This window comes from Telluria aromaticivorans, from assembly GCF_013003915.1.
Classification (GTDB): Bacteria; Pseudomonadota; Gammaproteobacteria; order Burkholderiales; family Burkholderiaceae_D; genus Telluria; species Telluria aromaticivorans.
The window spans coordinates 1,137,323-1,153,116 of sequence record NZ_JABAIV010000001.1 but is presented as its reverse complement, the minus strand read 5'-3'; the positions used below and the strand labels follow the sequence as shown (position 1 = coordinate 1,153,116).

General features: G+C 65.2%; 13 protein-coding genes. 11 read left to right on the top strand and 2 right to left on the bottom strand.

Going from position 1 to position 15,794, the window contains the following annotated elements; genetic code table 11:
• Positions 1–420: 420 nt before the first annotated feature.
• Entirely contained in the window at positions 421–1,065 is a 645-nt protein-coding gene (locus HGB41_RS05325; protein WP_171081762.1) for a response regulator, read from the bottom strand.
• 155 nt (positions 1,066–1,220) lie between these two features.
• Entirely contained in the window at positions 1,221–1,688 is a 468-nt protein-coding gene (locus HGB41_RS05320) for a universal stress protein (RefSeq protein ID WP_171081759.1), read from the bottom strand.
• Between the two features lie 388 nt (positions 1,689–2,076).
• On the opposite strand from HGB41_RS05320, the gene HGB41_RS05315 reads away from it, so the two are divergent.
• The 11 genes from HGB41_RS05315 (at position 2,077) to trpB (ending at position 15,792) form a co-directional block, all read left to right on the top strand.
• On the top strand, positions 2,077–2,916 hold the full coding sequence (locus tag HGB41_RS05315) for a protein phosphatase CheZ (protein ID WP_171081757.1): 840 nt from the start codon (positions 2,077–2,079) through the stop codon (positions 2,914–2,916).
• Positions 2,916–4,808 carry a chemotaxis protein CheA gene (locus HGB41_RS05310; RefSeq protein ID WP_171081756.1) on the top strand — a complete coding sequence of 631 codons (1,893 nt, stop codon included), beginning with the start codon at positions 2,916–2,918 and terminating at the stop codon, positions 4,806–4,808. The genes HGB41_RS05315 and HGB41_RS05310 overlap by 1 nt, the downstream gene beginning before the upstream one ends.
• 338 nt (positions 4,809–5,146) lie before the next feature.
• Positions 5,147–6,547: a 3-isopropylmalate dehydratase large subunit gene (leuC, locus tag HGB41_RS05305; protein WP_171081753.1), complete on the top strand. Its 1,401-nt coding sequence runs from the start codon at positions 5,147–5,149 to the stop codon at positions 6,545–6,547.
• 46 nt (positions 6,548–6,593) lie between these two features.
• On the top strand, positions 6,594–6,719 hold the full coding sequence (locus HGB41_RS05300; protein WP_171081752.1) for an entericidin A/B family lipoprotein: 126 nt from the start codon (positions 6,594–6,596) through the stop codon (positions 6,717–6,719).
• 47 nt (positions 6,720–6,766) lie between these two features.
• Complete coding sequence (gene leuD / locus HGB41_RS05295) at positions 6,767–7,414, top strand: 3-isopropylmalate dehydratase small subunit (protein WP_171081750.1); 648 nt, start codon at positions 6,767–6,769, stop codon at positions 7,412–7,414.
• A gap of 10 nt (positions 7,415–7,424) precedes the next feature.
• Positions 7,425–8,495: a 3-isopropylmalate dehydrogenase gene (gene leuB / locus HGB41_RS05290; RefSeq protein WP_171081749.1), complete on the top strand. Its 1,071-nt coding sequence runs from the start codon at positions 7,425–7,427 to the stop codon at positions 8,493–8,495.
• A gap of 34 nt (positions 8,496–8,529) precedes the next feature.
• Complete coding sequence (gene asd, locus HGB41_RS05285; RefSeq protein WP_171081747.1) at positions 8,530–9,657, top strand: aspartate-semialdehyde dehydrogenase; 1,128 nt, start codon at positions 8,530–8,532, stop codon at positions 9,655–9,657.
• Between the two features lie 225 nt (positions 9,658–9,882).
• Positions 9,883–13,020 carry a motility hub landmark protein FimV gene (locus tag HGB41_RS05280; RefSeq protein ID WP_171081745.1) on the top strand — a complete coding sequence of 1,046 codons (3,138 nt, stop codon included), beginning with the start codon at positions 9,883–9,885 and terminating at the stop codon, positions 13,018–13,020.
• Complete coding sequence (gene truA / locus HGB41_RS05275; protein WP_171081742.1) at positions 13,017–13,817, top strand: tRNA pseudouridine(38-40) synthase TruA; 801 nt, start codon at positions 13,017–13,019, stop codon at positions 13,815–13,817. Before HGB41_RS05280 ends, truA begins: the two co-directional genes overlap by 4 nt.
• Before the next feature lie 54 nt (positions 13,818–13,871).
• On the top strand, positions 13,872–14,564 hold the full coding sequence (locus tag HGB41_RS05270) for a phosphoribosylanthranilate isomerase (protein WP_171081740.1): 693 nt from the start codon (positions 13,872–13,874) through the stop codon (positions 14,562–14,564).
• The gene (gene trpB, locus HGB41_RS05265; protein ID WP_171081739.1) at positions 14,548–15,792 is read left to right on the top strand and encodes a tryptophan synthase subunit beta; all 1,245 of its coding nucleotides are present in this window, start codon (positions 14,548–14,550) and stop codon (positions 15,790–15,792) included. Before HGB41_RS05270 ends, trpB begins: the two co-directional genes overlap by 17 nt.
• The last annotated feature ends 2 nt before the right edge of the window (positions 15,793–15,794 follow it).

The window sequence follows — 15,794 nt, the reverse complement described above, 5'->3', positions numbered from 1 at the left end:
TGCGTTGTTCTGACGTTGGCTGGGACTGCATGCTCATCTCCAGGTAGAAAATCTTGGGTTTCAGGCGGCGACCACGGGGCGGAGACCCAACCGGCGCTGTAGAGGCGGACCTCGCCGCAGGCTGGCTCACGCTGGGACTTGGATCGCAAGCAAGTCGAAACGTTGAATTCAGTATGCCAACACGAGTCCGGCACGGATATCAGCGGCTACTGAATATGTAGGTAGGACGCATTACGCGCCTGTAGGAATCGTCTGACGCTCGACAGCAGCGTCAGAGGGAAAAGCGGGGGAAGGGCAGGAAAAGCGGGGAAGGGCAAGGATAGGGAGCAGGCAGCGGTTTGCGCAAGGGAGTGGCACAAAAACCGCAGCCCTTGGTCTAAATGTGTTTGGCCTACGCTTTCATATCGAGATTCGTTTGTCCTACGCCTTCATTGGAAAAAGTAGGCGGTGGGCAACTGCGTATTGCACCATTTCCGACAAGGACGTCATGCCCATCTTTTGCATGATGCGCGTCTTGTGGGTGCTGACGGTCTTGACCGAGAGGTGCAGGCCGTTGGCGATGTCGGTGATCGACTTCCCGCCAACGAGTAGCGAAAAAACCTCGAATTCGCGGTCCGACAGCTGTTTATGGAGCAATTGTTCATTCGGCGCCATGATGTTCAGCGCCAGCTGCTCGGCCACTTCGGTACTGATATAAGGACGTCCCGAGGCCACCTTGCGGATCGCGCCCACCAGTTGCGTGCCCGCACTCTCCTTGGTCAGGTAGCCCTGGGCGCCGGCGCGGATCGCCCGCACCGCGTATTGCTCTTCTTCGTGCATGGTCAGGATCAGGATCGACAACTTGGGCGCTTCGCTGCGCACCTGGCGGATCAGGTCGACCCCGCTACGGCCCGGCATCGACAGATCGAGCAGCAGCAGGTCGAATCCGCCCTGGCGCACCTGGGCCAGCACTTCGAAACCATTGGTGGCTTCGCCGGCGATCTCGATATCCGGTGCGCCATCGAGGATGCGCTTGAGGCCCTCGCGCATGATGGTGTGGTCGTCGGCTATGACAATTCGAATCATAAATCACCCTTCCAGCGGGAATCGATAGTAACCAACGAAGGCTAACACAGTATTACAGGACAAATTGTCATCGAATCTTGTCCGCCGGCACCCAGCCACCCGGGGCGCCGGGAGCAGGGAAGTCACCGGCGGCAGCTCGCGGGTGCTGGCCGCCATCACGCTGCGGCCGGTTCGTTGATCAGGCGGTGCACCAGCACCGGCTTGGTGGTATGCGACAACACCTTGTTGGTGACGCTGCCCAGCAGCAGCTGGCCCCAGCCGCTGCGGCCGTGCGAGCCCATGAAGATCAGGTCGCAGCCCTCCTGCTCGGCGACGTCGACGATCTTCAGGGCTGCGGTATCGGAGAAGGCGGTGGTGCAGGCATGCTTGAGGCCGGAATTCTCGGCCGAGCGCATGATCTTGCCCATGTATTCCTCGCCCAGCCGGCGCATCTGGGCCACGTATTCTTCTTCGCTGGGGTAGGACGGTGGAATGATTTCCACATATACCGGGTACTGGTACTCGGGCGCGACGAACAGGGCCAGCACTTCGGCGCCCATTTGTTGCGCAAACTTCACACCGGCACAGGCCGTGTGCTGCGATACGGCCGAGCCGTCAGTCGTGATCAGGATTTTGCGGTACATGGTTGACTCCTCGAATGGCCACGCCATTCTGGGGCGTACGGGGCGTGGCGGCTATTGCGGGAACGCAAACTGTTGAGCTCGATCAAACATCAGGCCGCTTCCCCGGCGCACGACAACATCGGGACAAGAGGCGGTCGCGATTACGAAAAACAACACCTCCCTTGTGTAAACATTCAGGAACCGTGCATTTTGATTGTCGCGGAATTAAGATTCCTTGTCCATTTTGTTGCGTCGCCCTCGCCGACATTTACCTACGGCAACCACGCTGCTACACTCCCGTGCATAAGCTCACCATCTGTCACATCCCGCGCTTGCGCGGTCAGATGGCCGCAGTACAGACCGACGCAAACGCACATCGCGAACCAAACACCATGGAGAAGCAGGGATTATGACCGACGCCGCTGACGATTTCGACGCACTATTCGATGAAGTGGCAGCCCAGCGCACCAGCGCGCCTGCCGCTCCGGCGCCGGCCGCTGCGCCTGCTGCTGCTGCCGAAGACGACCTGGATTCGCTGTTCGACCAGGTGTCGGCCAGCGCCGCCCCCGTGGCCGCAGCTGCCCCGGCCCCGGCCGCCGCCCCGGCCTTGGCCGCCGCAGCTCCAGCCGACGGCGAACACGGCGGCATGTTCGAGCGCCTCGGCGGCATCGTGCGCCTGCTGCACGATTCGCTGCGCGAACTCGGCTACGACAAGGCGCTGACCGAAGCCTCGTCGGCCATCGTCGACGCCCAGGACCGCCTGGAATACGTCGCCACCCTGACCGAACAGGCTGCCAATAAGGTGCTGAACACCCTGGATGACGGCATGCCGGCCCAGGACCTGCTGTCGAAGCAGGCCAAGGACATGGAAACCCGCTGGGCCGACTTGTATTCGGGCAAACTGAGCCTGGACGAGTTCAAGGCCCTGGCCGGCGATTCGCGCCAGTTCGCGGCTACCGTGAACGAAGCCACCGAAGCCGAAAAGGCGCGCCTGCTGGAGATCATGATGGCGCAGGACTTCCAGGACATCACCGGCCAGCTGATCAAGAAAGTGGTCAAGATCACCCAGACCGTGGAATCGGAACTGGCGCAGCTGCTGCGCGACCACGCGCCGGCCGACCTGAAGGAAAAACTGGCCAAGAAAGAAGCGCCGCCACCACCGGCGCCGCTGATGTCGGGCCCGTCGGTGCCGGAATCGGCGCTGAACCAGGACAACGTTGACGACCTTCTCGCCGATCTGGGATTCTAATGGACGATATGCTCAAGGACTTCGTCGTCGAGGCGATGGACCTTGCGGTAAATGTTGAAGAACATTTGCTGCGCCTCGAACGCGATCCGGACAACAAGGAAACGCTCAATGCGGTGTTCCGGTCCTTCCACACGATCAAGGGTGGCGCCGGCTTCATGGGCCTGCCCGCGCTGGTCGCAGCCTGCCACCTGACCGAGAACCTGTTCGACGCACTGCGTACCGGCCAGGCGCCGGTGACGCCGCTGGCGATCGAAGCCGCGCTGGAAGCCTCGGGCTTCGTGGCCGACCAGCTCAATGACCTGAACAACGGCACGCCGCCGGAAGGCCTGGCGCAAATGCCGGCCGCCCTCGAGCGCATCCTGACGGACGCGATCGAAGGCAAGGCCGCAGCTGCTCCTGCACCCGTTGCCGCACCGGCGCCTGCCGCTGCAGCGCCGGTGGCAGCAGCGCCTGCCGCAGCGTCCGCGCCGGCCGTGGGCGACGACGGCCTGGACTGGACCGCAATGTACAACGCCGTGGTGCCGGCAAGCAGCATGATTGCCGTGACGGCCGGCGCTGCCGATGCACCGGCTGCCGCTGCCGCATCTGTTGCTCCACCAGCTGCCGCAGCTGCGCAAGGCGAGGCCCCTGCGGCACGCCCGGGCGGCTGGGATGGCGTCGACCGCCGCAACGACAAGGTCGCCGACGCGCGTGCCGCCGCGGCGCCTGCCAAGGACGAAAGCATCCGCATCGATGCGGTCAAGCTGGACGCCCTGCTGGAAGTGGCGGGCGAATCGGTGCAGGCGGCCAACCAGGCTGCCGTGCTTCTGGAACGCCTGCAGCAGTTCAAATTCGAAGGCCAGGCCGCCGCCCTGATGGCGACCCTGACCGAAACGCTGGAACGCGCCTCGCGCTATTCGGCCGAATTGCAGCGCGCCACGCTGGCGACCCGCATGCAGCCGGTGGGCCGCCTGTTCCAGAAATTCCCACGCCTGGTGCGCGAACTGGCGAAAGACCTCGGCAAGGACGTCGAGCTGACCATCGAAGGCGCCGAGACCGAAGTCGACCGCGTCGTGGTGGATAGCCTGTACGACCCGCTGGTGCACATGCTGCGCAACGCGCTCGACCACGGTGTCGAGTCGCCGGAAGAGCGCGTGGCCAATGGCAAACCGGCCAAGGCCTTCATCCTGCTGAAAGCCTGGCAGGAAGCCAACAGCGTCATGATCGTGCTGCAGGACGACGGCAAGGGCATGGACCCGATCAAGCTGCGCAAGAAGGCCATCGACAAGGGCCTGATCGGCGAGAACGGCGCCCAGAGCGACGAAGACGCTTATCAACTCGTGTTCCTGCCGGGCTTCTCGACCAAGGAAGTCGCTTCCTCGGTCTCGGGCCGCGGCGTGGGCATGGACGTCGTGAAAACGGCGGTGGAAAAGAACCGCGGCGCGATCCGCATCGATTCCTCGCTGGGCCACGGCACCAAGTTCGCGATCCGCCTGCCGATCGAGCTGTCGATCGTCCCGACCATGCTGGTGTCGACCTCGAGCGCCTCGCTGGCGCTGCCGATGGCAGTCGTCGAGCGCGTGGTCGAGCTGCCGGAAGAGTTCCAGTGCGTCGGCGGCGCCCCGGTACTGAAAGACCAGGGCCGCCCGCTGCCGGTGCGCTCGCTGGCCTTGGCGCTGGGCTACGAAGCCTGCTCGGAACGCGTCGGCATCGTCATCAACGCACCACAGCCCTATATCCTGGCGGTGGAAGCGGTCGATGGCACGGCCGACCTGGTGATCAAGCCGATGACCGCGCTGAGCGTCGAAGGCATTACCGGTACCGCGCGTTCGGCCGAGGGCGAACTGGTGCTGGTGGTGGGGCTGTCGTTCCTGATGGATGGATGTCGCAGCAACGTCCGTTTAGCCGCGTAGGGTGGTCGGCTTCGCCGACCGCGCGTTCAACCGGCTGACGATTTGCCGCGACACTGTTCAAACGTGATCTGAACGCGCGGTCGGCAGAGCCGACCACCCTACGGTGCAGTGCGCAATACGCACTATCCGCGCCCGCATGAAAAAAGCGCATACAAAAGCCTGTGCACGCCGCGCAGGCTTTTTTTATTTGCATGCAGACTTCTATATACAAATTATATTTGCATGAGATTGCATTGATTGGCAGAAAAATGCGCCGCCCCCTCTTGGTGCGGCACTGCACAATTATGGCATAATCAAAATCCGGCTCCGCATTAGCGGGGCACGCTTACGGATTGACCATGCAAAAAACGCTCTACGACAAACTCTGGGATTCCCATGTCGTGCGTGCCGACGCCGATGGCACCACTGTCCTGTATATCGACCGCCACCTGGTGCACGAAGTGACCAGTCCCCAGGCCTTCGAAGGCCTGCGCGAAGCGGGCCGTGGACTATGGCGTACCTCGGCCAACCTGGCCGTGGCCGACCACAACGTGCCGACCACCGACCGTGCCCAGGGCATTGCCGACCCGACCTCGCGCCTGCAGGTCGAGACGCTCGACGCCAACGCGAAGGGTTTCGGGCTCACCTATTTCAACATGAACGACAAGCGCCAGGGCATCGTCCATGTGATCGGGCCGGAGCAGGGCGCGACCCTGCCAGGGATGACCGTGGTCTGCGGCGACTCGCACACCTCGACCCATGGCGCCTTTGGCTGCCTGGCGCACGGCATCGGCACCTCGGAAGTCGAGCACGTGCTGGCCACGCAAACGCTGCTGGCCAAGAAATCGAAAGCCATGCTGGTGCAGGTCGAAGGCAGCCTCCCGGCTGGCGTGACTGCCAAGGACATCGTGCTGGCCGTGATCGGCGAGATCGGCACCGCCGGCGGCACCGGTTACGCCATCGAATTCGGCGGCTCGACCATCCGCGCGCTGTCGATGGAAGGCCGCATGACGGTCTGTAACATGGCGATCGAAGCAGGGGCGCGCGCCGGCATGGTCGCGGTGGACGACACCACGATCGACTACGTCAAAGGCCGCCCGTTCTCGCCCAAGGCTGAACAATGGGAGCAGGCCGTGGGCTACTGGCGCACCCTGCACACCGATGAAGGCGCCAGTTTTGATGCCGTCGTCACCCTGGAGGCCTCCAGCATCCGCCCGCAAGTCACCTGGGGCACCTCGCCCGAGATGGTGACCTCGGTCGACGGCCGTGTGCCCGACCCGAGCAGCGAGCCGGACGCCGTGCGCCGCGGTGCGATGGAAAAGGCGCTGGCCTACATGGACCTGGCGCCAAACACGCCGATCGAGCAGATCATGATCGACAAGGTCTTCATCGGCTCCTGCACCAATTCGCGCATCGAAGACCTGCGCGCAGCCGCCGACGTGGTGCGCGGCCGCCAGCGCGCGGCCAGCGTCAAGCTGGCGATGGTGGTGCCGGGCTCCGGCCTGGTGAAGGAACAGGCGGAGCGCGAAGGCCTGGACCGCATCTTCATCGATGCCGGCTTCGAATGGCGCGAGCCGGGCTGCTCGATGTGCCTGGCCATGAACGCCGACCGGCTCGAGCCGGGCGAGCGCTGCGCCTCGACCTCGAACCGCAACTTCGAAGGACGCCAGGGGCAGGGCGGCCGCACCCACCTGGTGTCGCCGGCGATGGCGGCCGCCGCAGGAATTGCCGGCCACTTTGTCGACGTACGCGCCCTTTGAACCGTTAATACCGTTTTAACCGAAACACCGAACCACAGGATTCATCATGAAAAAAGCAATCGCACTCGCCGCACTCGCGGCATTCGTCCTCACCGGCTGCAACACCATCTCGGGCTTCGGCCGGGATGTGCAGAAGGTCGGCCAGGTCGTCACCGGCGCCGGCGGCAAATAAGAAACCATCCCGCACGGGGCAACAGAGGGCAACTGAGGGCAAGGCAGATGGACAAATTCACCGTACACGAAGGACTGGTAGCGCCGCTGGACCGCGCCAATGTCGACACCGACGCCATCATCCCGAAGCAGTTCCTGAAGTCGATCCGCCGCACCGGCTTCGGCCCCAACCTGTTCGACGAATGGCGCTACCTCGACCACGGCGAGCCGGGCCAGGATTGCACGAACCGTCCACTGAACCCGGACTTCGTGCTGAACCAGCCGCGCTATGCCGGCGCCTCGATCCTGCTGGCACGCAAGAACTTCGGCTGCGGCTCCTCGCGCGAGCATGCGCCCTGGGCCCTGCAGCAGTACGGCTTCCGCGCCATCGTCGCGCCGGGCTTCGCCGACATCTTCTTCAATAACTGCTACAAGAGCGGCCTGCTGCCGATCGTGCTGCCGGAAGAAGCGGTCGACGGACTGTTCATGGCGGTAGAGGCCTCCCCTGGCTTCACCTTGGTGGTCGACCTGGAACAGCAGCTGATCAAGAGCGAAGATGGCAGCCTGTCCTATGGCTTCGCGATCGACGACTTCCGCAAATACTGCCTGCTGAACGGCCTGGACGACATCGGCCTGACCCTGCGCCATGCGGATGAGATCCGCGATTTCGAGGCGCGCCACCTGGCTGCCCAGCCCTGGCTGGCCAACACGATCTGAAAGAGACCCGATGAAAATCGCAATCCTGCCGGGTGACGGCATCGGCCCCGAGATCATGAACGAAGCGGTCAAGGTGCTCGAGGCACTGGGCGAACCGTTCGAGATGGAAACGGCGCAAGTCGGCGGCGCCGGCTACGCCGCGCACGGCCACCCGCTGCCTGACAGCACCCTGAAGCTGGCGAACGAAGCCGACGCGGTGCTGTTCGGCGCCGTGGGCGACTACCAGTACGACAGACTGGAGCGCGCGCTGCGCCCGGAGCAGGCCATCCTCGGATTGCGCCGCGAACTCGGTTTGTTCGCCAACCTGCGCCCGGCCATCCTGTATCCGGAGCTGGCCGGCGCCTCCACCCTGAAGCCCGAGGTGGTGTCGGGCCTGGACATCCTGATCATCCGCGAACTCACCGGCGACATCTATTTCGGCAAGCCGCGCGGCGTACGCGAATGCCCGGACGGCCCGTTCAAGGGCCAGCGCGAAGGCTTCGACACCATGCGCTATGCCGAAGGCGAGATCCGCCGCATCGCCCACGTGGCCTTCCAGGCCGCGCGCAAGCGCGACCGCCGCGTGACCAGCGTCGACAAGGCCAATGTGCTGGAAACCTTCCAGTTCTGGCGCGATATCGTGAGCGACGTCCACAAGGAATACGCGGACGTCGAGCTGGAGCACATGTATGTCGATAACGCCGCCATGCAGCTGGTGCGCGCGCCAAAAAAATTCGACGTCCTCGTCACCGGCAACATGTTCGGCGACATCCTGTCCGACGCCGCCGCCATGCTGACCGGCTCGATCGGCATGTTGCCTTCGGCCTCGCTCGATGCGAACAACAAGGGCCTGTACGAGCCTTCGCACGGTTCGGCGCCGGACATTGCCGGCAAGGGCGTGGCCAATCCGCTGGCCACCATCCTGTCCGCGGCGATGATGCTGCGCTTTACTTTCGGCCGGTCCGAGCAGGCCGACCGCATCGAGGCGGCCGTCAAGCGCGTGCTGGCGCAGGGCCTGCGCACCCCCGATATTTACGAGGCGGGAACCAGCAAGGTCGGTACCCGGGAGATGGGCGATGCGGTGGTCGCCGCCCTCCAGTAAATTATCAGAAATTTTTTATACCTGAGAGAAGACAATGACTTTAGTAGGCCTGGTAGGTTGGCGCGGCATGGTGGGTTCGGTCCTGATGCAGCGCATGCAGGAAGAGGGCGATTTCGACCACATCGAGCCGGTGTTCTTCACCACCTCGAACCCGGGCGGCGCCGCACCGACAATGGCGAAGAACGAAACCACCCTCAAGAGTGCAACTGACATCGCCGCGCTGTCCAAGTGCGAGATCATCATTTCCTGCCAGGGTGGCGATTACACGGGCGAAGTCTTCCCGCAACTGCGCGCCAGCGGCTGGAACGGCTACTGGATCGACGCCGCCTCGACCTTGCGCATGAACGACGACGCCGTCATCGTGCTGGATCCGGTCAACCAGGACGTGATCAAGAACGCGATGTCGCGCGGCGTCAAGAACTACATTGGCGGCAACTGCACCGTGTCCTGCATGCTGATCGGCCTGGGCGGCCTGTTCGAGCAGGGCCTGGTCGATTGGATGACGTCCATGACCTACCAGGCGGCTTCCGGCGGCGGCGCCCAGCACATGCGCGAGCTGCTCACCCAGTTCGGCACCATCAACAGCGCCGTCAAGCCGCTGCTGGACGACCCGGCCTCGGCTATCCTCGAGGTCGACCGCACCGTGCTGGCGACCCAGCACGGGCTCTCGGGTGAAGAGACCAAGCAGTTCGGCGTGCCGCTGGCCGGCAACCTGATCCCGTGGATCGACAAGGACCTGGGCAATGGCCAGTCGAAGGAGGAATGGAAGGCCGGCGCCGAGACCAACAAGATCCTCGGCCGCGGCGAAGGCTTCGGTACCCGGGCGATTCCAGTCGACGGCCTGTGCGTGCGTATCGGCGCCATGCGCTGCCACTCGCAGGCGCTGACCATCAAGCTCACCAGGGATGTGCCGCTGGATGAGATCAACGACATCATCGCCTCGCACAACCAATGGGTGAAGGTGGTGCCTAACACGCGCGAAGCGTCGATGCGCGACTTGTCGCCGGCTGCAGTCACCGGACGCCTGGGCATCCCGGTGGGACGCCTGCGCAAGATGTCGATGGGTGGCGATTACCTGTCGGCCTTCACCGTCGGCGACCAGCTGCTGTGGGGCGCCGCCGAACCGCTGCGCCGCATGCTGCGTATCGTGCTCGACAAATAATGTAGATGGATGCGGGCGCAGGATGCGCCCGTGCCGGGTCCCGCGGCCTTGTCGCGGGAGCATATTGGAACACCATCCGGCGGCGTGTTTTCCGCCATTCTGGCCACACTTCCCCTCTGGCAGGTCACAGTTGTGCGCGGAGAGCTTGCATGCTCCAGAGCATGATGATATGTTGAGACTCCCGGGGAGATTCTTGCCCAGAGCCAACTATTTTCACTGCCAATTATGCACCTTCCTCACCGTCCTGCGCTCACGGCGTTTGCGCTGAAAACAGTCACCGCGGCAGTCGCCGGTGCCGTGCTCCTGTCGCCTGCCGCCTCGGCCGCCGGCCTCGGCAAGCTGACGGTGCTGTCGGCGCTCGGCCAGCCCCTTCGCGCCGAGATCGAACTGACGACCACGGCGGGCGAAGATGCGTCCAGCCTGGCAGTGAAGCTGGCCTCGCCGGAAGCCTTCCGCGCGGCCAACATCGAATTCAATCCGGCGCTGCTGTCGCTGCGCTTCAATGTCGAGACCCGCGCCGGCCGCCAGTTCATCCGCCTGAGTTCGACCCAGCCGCTGAACGAACCGTTCGTGGACATGCTGCTCGAGCTGTCGTGGAATAACGGCCGCCTGGTACGCGAGTACACCTTCCTGCTCGACCCGGCCGAACTGCGCGCGACGCAGCCGGCCCAGGTCGCGGCCGAGACCCAGCGCCCGGCAGCTGCCGCAGCGCCGGCACCGGCGCCGGTCCAGCCGCGCGCGGCCACGCCGCAGCCAGCCGCGCCAAGCGCGCAGGAGTCGCGCACCGCCCCGCCGGCCCCACGGGCCGCGCCGGCCGTCGATGCGCCGTCCAGCTACCGCGTGCGCCAGGGCGACACCCTCAGCAAGATCGCGACCAAACTCAAGCCGGCCGACATCTCGCTCGACATGATGCTGGTGTCGCTGTACCGCGCCAATCCGGACGCCTTCATCGGCAACAACATGAACCGCCTGAAGTCGGGCCAGATCCTGGCGGTGCCGGATGCCGGCTCGCTGCGCGGCGGCGGCGAGGGCGAAGCCAATGCCGTCGTCGTTGCCCACGCGGCCGATTTCAACGCCTACCGCAACAAGCTCGCCGGCCAGGTGGCCAGCGCGGCGCCGCAGCGTACGCCGCAAGCCAGCCAGAGCGCGGCCGGCAAGATCACCGCCAAGGTCGAGGAACGCGCGACCGCGGCCAATGAATCGCAGGACCAGCTGCGCCTGTCGAAGGCGACGCAGGCGACCGCCGGTGCAGGCGGCGACACCGCAAACGCCGAAGACCGCATCGCCCGCGAGCGCGAGCTGGCGCTGGCCCAGGCCCGGGTGAAGGAACTCGAACGCAACGTCAGCGAGCTGGAAACGCTGATGACGGTGAAGAGCCGCACCGGCAGCGATACCCAGAACGCGGCAGCAGGCGCTGCCGCTGGTGTGGCTGCGGGCGCCGCCGCCGACAAGCTTGCAGGGACCACGCCGGCGCCGGCCGTAAAGCCGGCCGACAAGGCCGCGGTCAAGCCGAAGAAGAAAGCCAAGGCTGAAGAGAAGACCCTGGCCGACACGCTGATGGACAACATCAACCTGGTTGCCGCCGGCGCTGCCGTGCTGCTGCTGGCCGCCTTCGGCCTGTCGCGCCGCAAGAAGAAGAAAGACAACGAACGCATCCTCGACGCCGAGCCGTCGGTGCTGGGCGTGCCGACCAAGGCTGCCCACTCGCTGTTCGCGGAAGCGGGTGGCCAGAGCGTCGACACCAGCAACAGCGTGTTCAACTCCAGCTTCGCGCCCTCGGCCTCGCAACTCGACACCAATGAAGTCGACCCGGTCGCCGAAGCCGATGTTTATATCGCCTACGGCCGCGATGCCCAGGCCGAAGAGATCCTCAAGGAAGCCCTGCGCAACCAGCCGGAACGTCACCCGGTGCGCCTGAAGCTGCTCGAGATCTATGCCGCGCGCAAGGACCTGCGCGCCTTTGAAACCCAGGCCGGCGAGCTGTTCGGCATCACGCGCGGCCAGGGCGACGAATGGGCCCAGGCGGCAGCGCTCGGCCAGGGCATCGACCCGACCAACCCGATGTATGCGAGCGCGACCGGCGCGGCGCCGGTGGCCCCTGCGCCAAGCGCGCAGGAACGCGACCAGCAGTCGCTTCTGTCGCAACAGCTGGAAGGCGCCTTCCGCAGCGGCGCCCCGGCGGCCGCTTTCGGCGCTGGCGCTGCTACCGGCGCGCTCGCAGGCGGTGCAGCCTATGCCGCCATGGACCACGACGCCACCGCAGTGCCGGTTGCCGACGCCGTGGCCGAAGGACGCGCCGACGACAATGCGCTCGACTTCGACCTGGGCGGCCTGACCTTCGAACCGGTGAGCAGCAGCGAGCCGATCGCGATGGGCGGCCCGTTCTCGCAGGAGCAGGACGAAACGGCGGTGCCTGACCTCGAGTTCGCGCTCGACCCGGTCACACCGGCCGATATCACTGCGGCACCTGCCCCGGCGTCCGAGGAACCGTTCGATCTTGCCTTCGACATGAGCTTCGGCGAGCCGGAAGCCCCGCAGGCGCAAGCAGGCCACGCGTCGATGAACGCGCCGGGCGCGGACGTCGACATGGCCGGCCTGGCCGCCGAGTTCGACCTGCCGCCGCTGCCTGCCGTGAACGAAGACGAGGTGCCGATGGCTGGTGCCACTTTCGAATCGGCTGCCGCGCAGGATCCGCTGTTCGACCTCGACATGATGGACTTCGGCCTGCCGGCGACGCCGGCCGCGCCGGCCGCCGTCGCCGAAGCGACCCCTTTCCACGAAGACGTCCCGGCCATCATCGCTACCCCGGCACAGTCGGGCGTGGCCGACGATCCTCTGTTCGACCTCGACACCATGGACTTCGGCAGCCCGGCCGATTTCGCCCCGGCTGCATTGGCCCCGACTCCGTCGCCTGCACCTGCGCACGCCGCGGCCGAGCCCTTCGAATTCGACGCACCGCCTGCGGCGCAGGCGCCGCAAGAAGAGCCGCTGGCATTCGATACCTCGTTCGGGGCCGATGAAGACCCGTTCGCGCTGCCGGACATGCCGATGGCTGGCCCGGCCGGTGAAGCCGCACTGGCCCCGGCCGCGCCATCCTTCGACCTGACCGACATCGACCTCGAGCTGCCGGCCCCTGGCCAGGCATCGCCGCCCGATGTGGCCCTGCCGGAACCCGGCGAAGCGCTGGAGCCGGCCGCCATGTCGCCCGAGCACATGGAAATGGAAACCAAACTCGACCTCGCAATCGCCTACCAGGAAATCGGCGACAAGGAAGGCGCACGCGAGCTGCTCGATGAAGTCATCAAGGGTGGCAGCAGCGAACAGGTGAGCAAGGCCAGCGCGATGCGCTCCCTGCTCGCGTGAGGCGCATCGCACTTGGTGTCCAGTACGTAGGCACGACCTGGTCCGGCTACCAGAAGCAGCCGGACCGCAACACCGTCCAGGACCGTCTCGAGATCGCCCTCGAGAAGTTTGCCTGCACGCCGCTGGCGACCACCTGCGCCGGCCGCACCGACGCCGGCGTGCACGGCATCGAGCAGGTGATCCACTTCGACACGGAACTCGACCGCGCCACCCAGAGCTGGGTGCGCGGCGTGAATACCTTCCTGCCCGATTCGATCGCCGTGCGCTGGGCGCACCAGCCGCCGGCCGAACTCGATGGACTGGAATTCCACGCACGCTTCTCGGCGCGTTCGCGCACCTACCATTACGTGCTCTACAACCACCCGACCCCGTCGGCGCTGCTGGCCGGCCGGGCTGGGTGGGTGTTCCGCCCGCTCGACCTCGACGCCATGCGGGAAGCGGCGCGGCACCTGGTCGGCGAGCACGATTTCTCGGCCTTCCGCGCCGCCAGCTGCCAGGCCAATACCCCGGTCAAGCTGATGCACGAGGTGAGCATCCAGCGCTACGGCGACGTGATCGTGTTCACGGTGCGGGCCAGCGCCTTCCTGCACCACATGGTGCGCAATATCGTCGGCTCGCTGGTCTATGTCGGCGTCGGCCGCCAGCAGCCGGGCTGGATGGCCGAGGTGCTGGCCAGCCGCTCGCGCGATGTCGCCGCGCCGACCTTCATGCCGGACGGCCTGTACCTGGCCAAAATCGATTACGATCCAAGATGGGGATTGCCGCAAGAGGCGGCGTCGCCCTTGCCTTGGCTGTAGAGCCCTCGACTACACTGAGAGCTTTGCCAGGCGCACGTATAACGAAGGATCGACATGCAACGCACCCGTATCAAAATCTGCGGCATCACCCGCGAGGAAGACCTGCGCGCGGCCGTCGCCGCCGGCGCCGATGCGCTGGGCTTCGTGTTCTATCCGAAGAGCCCGCGCTACGTCACGCCCGAACGCGCGGGGGACCTGTGCGCAGCCTTGCCGCCTTACGTGAGCGCGGTGGCGCTGTTCGTCAACCCGACTGCCGATGAGGTCAAGGCGGTCGCCGCGAAGGCGCCGCTGTCGCTGATTCAGTTCCATGGCGATGAAACGACCGGGGAATGCGCGGCGCTCGCGGCTGAGGTGGCGCGCCCCTATGTACGGGCCTTCCGCGTCCGGCCGGACACGACCCAGGATGAACTGCTAGAATACGAGCGTGCAAACCGCGCCGCTAGTCCCTGGTTCTCGGGTGTCCTGCTCGATACTTATGTGGACGCGTATGGCGGCGCTGGAAAGGTTTTCGATTGGTCTCTCATCCCAAAAGAGCTCGCGCCTCGGGTCGTTTTGAGTGGTGGCTTGAACGTACAAAACGCGACTGACGCGGTGGTACGTGTTCGTCCCTTCGCGGTAGACGTCAGCAGTGGCGTCGAAGCGCAGAAGGGCATCAAGGATGCCCGCAAGCTCGCCGAGTTCATCAAGGCGGTGCGGGCGGCCGACGCCACCATTTTGAGTGAGACATCCCATGAAAGAATTGCCTAACCGCGGCACTGCCGCGCTGTTCAAGAACACCGGCTACCAGCTGCCCGACACGTCCGGGCACTTCGGCCCCTACGGCGGCAGCTTCGTCGCCGAAACCCTGTCGCATGCATTGGCCGAGCTGAACGAAGCCTACGCACGCTATTCGCAAGATCCCGAATTCCTCAATGAATACCGCTACGAGCTGGCCCACTTCGTCGGCCGTCCGTCGCCCGTGTACCACGCCAAGCGCTGGTCCGAGCAGACCGGCGGCGCGCAAATCTTCTTCAAGCGCGAAGACCTGAACCATACCGGCGCCCACAAGATCAACAATGTGATCGGCCAGGCCCTGCTGGCGCGCCGCATGGGCAAGAAGCGCATCATCGCCGAAACCGGCGCCGGCCAGCACGGCGTGGCCACTGCCACCATCTGCGCCCGCTTCGGCCTCGAATGCGTGGTGTACATGGGCAGCGAAGACGTCAAGCGCCAGGCCCAGAACGTCTACCGCATGAAACTGCTGGGCGCGACCGTGGTGCCGGTGGAGTCGGGCTCCAGGACCCTGAAGGACGCGCTCAACGAAGCGATGCGCGACTGGGTCACCAACATCGAAAACACCTTCTACATCATCGGCACGGTGGCAGGCCCGCATCCTTACCCGATGATGGTCCGCGACTTCCAGTCGGTGATCGGCGAGGAATGCCGGGTCCAGATGCCCGCCATGACCGGGCGCCAGCCCGACTACGTGGTCGCCTGCATCGGCGGCGGCTCGAACGCGATGGGCATCTTCTATCCGTACATCGACGAGCCGGGCGTGAAGCTGGTGGGCGTCGAGGCGGCGGGCGAGGGCCTGGATTCGGGCAAGCATGCGGCTTCGCTGACGGCCGGCTTCCCGGGCGTGTTGCACGGCAACCGCACCTATTTGCTGCAGGATGCGAACGGCCAGATCATCGAGACCCATTCTGTGTCGGCCGGCCTGGATTATCCGGGCGTGGGGCCGGAGCACGCCTGGCTCAAGGATTCGCTGCGCGCCGAATACGTGTCGATCACGGACATTGAAGCGCTGCAGGCCTTCCACGACTGCTGCCGCATCGAGGGGATTATCCCGGCGCTGGAATCGTCGCACGCGATCGCGTACGCGGTAAAGCTGGCGGCCACGCTGCCGAAGGACCAGCACATCCTGGTCAATCTGTCGGGCCGCGGCGACAAGGACATGCACACGGTGGCGGAGAAGATGGGACTCGATTTCAGCTGAGT

What these genes read in the sequence shown, in the direction of transcription:
- leuD (WP_171081750.1), top strand. Translation starts at nt 6,767, where the DNA reads ATGGACAAATTCACCGTACACGAAGGACTGGTAGCGCCGCTGGACCGC.
- trpB (WP_171081739.1), top strand. Translation starts at nt 14,548, where the DNA reads ATGAAAGAATTGCCTAACCGCGGCACTGCCGCGCTGTTCAAGAACACC.
- HGB41_RS05310 (WP_171081756.1), top strand. Translation starts at nt 2,916, where the DNA reads ATGGACGATATGCTCAAGGACTTCGTCGTCGAGGCGATGGACCTTGCG.
- HGB41_RS05315 (WP_171081757.1), top strand. Translation starts at nt 2,077, where the DNA reads ATGACCGACGCCGCTGACGATTTCGACGCACTATTCGATGAAGTGGCA.
- HGB41_RS05320 (WP_171081759.1), bottom strand. Translation starts at nt 1,688, where the DNA reads ATGTACCGCAAAATCCTGATCACGACTGACGGCTCGGCCGTATCGCAG.
- leuB (WP_171081749.1), top strand. Translation starts at nt 7,425, where the DNA reads ATGAAAATCGCAATCCTGCCGGGTGACGGCATCGGCCCCGAGATCATG.
- HGB41_RS05300 (WP_171081752.1), top strand. Translation starts at nt 6,594, where the DNA reads ATGAAAAAAGCAATCGCACTCGCCGCACTCGCGGCATTCGTCCTCACC.
- HGB41_RS05280 (WP_171081745.1), top strand. Translation starts at nt 9,883, where the DNA reads ATGCACCTTCCTCACCGTCCTGCGCTCACGGCGTTTGCGCTGAAAACA.
- leuC (WP_171081753.1), top strand. Translation starts at nt 5,147, where the DNA reads ATGCAAAAAACGCTCTACGACAAACTCTGGGATTCCCATGTCGTGCGT.
- asd (WP_171081747.1), top strand. Translation starts at nt 8,530, where the DNA reads ATGACTTTAGTAGGCCTGGTAGGTTGGCGCGGCATGGTGGGTTCGGTC.
- HGB41_RS05325 (WP_171081762.1), bottom strand. Translation starts at nt 1,065, where the DNA reads ATGATTCGAATTGTCATAGCCGACGACCACACCATCATGCGCGAGGGC.
- HGB41_RS05270 (WP_171081740.1), top strand. Translation starts at nt 13,872, where the DNA reads ATGCAACGCACCCGTATCAAAATCTGCGGCATCACCCGCGAGGAAGAC.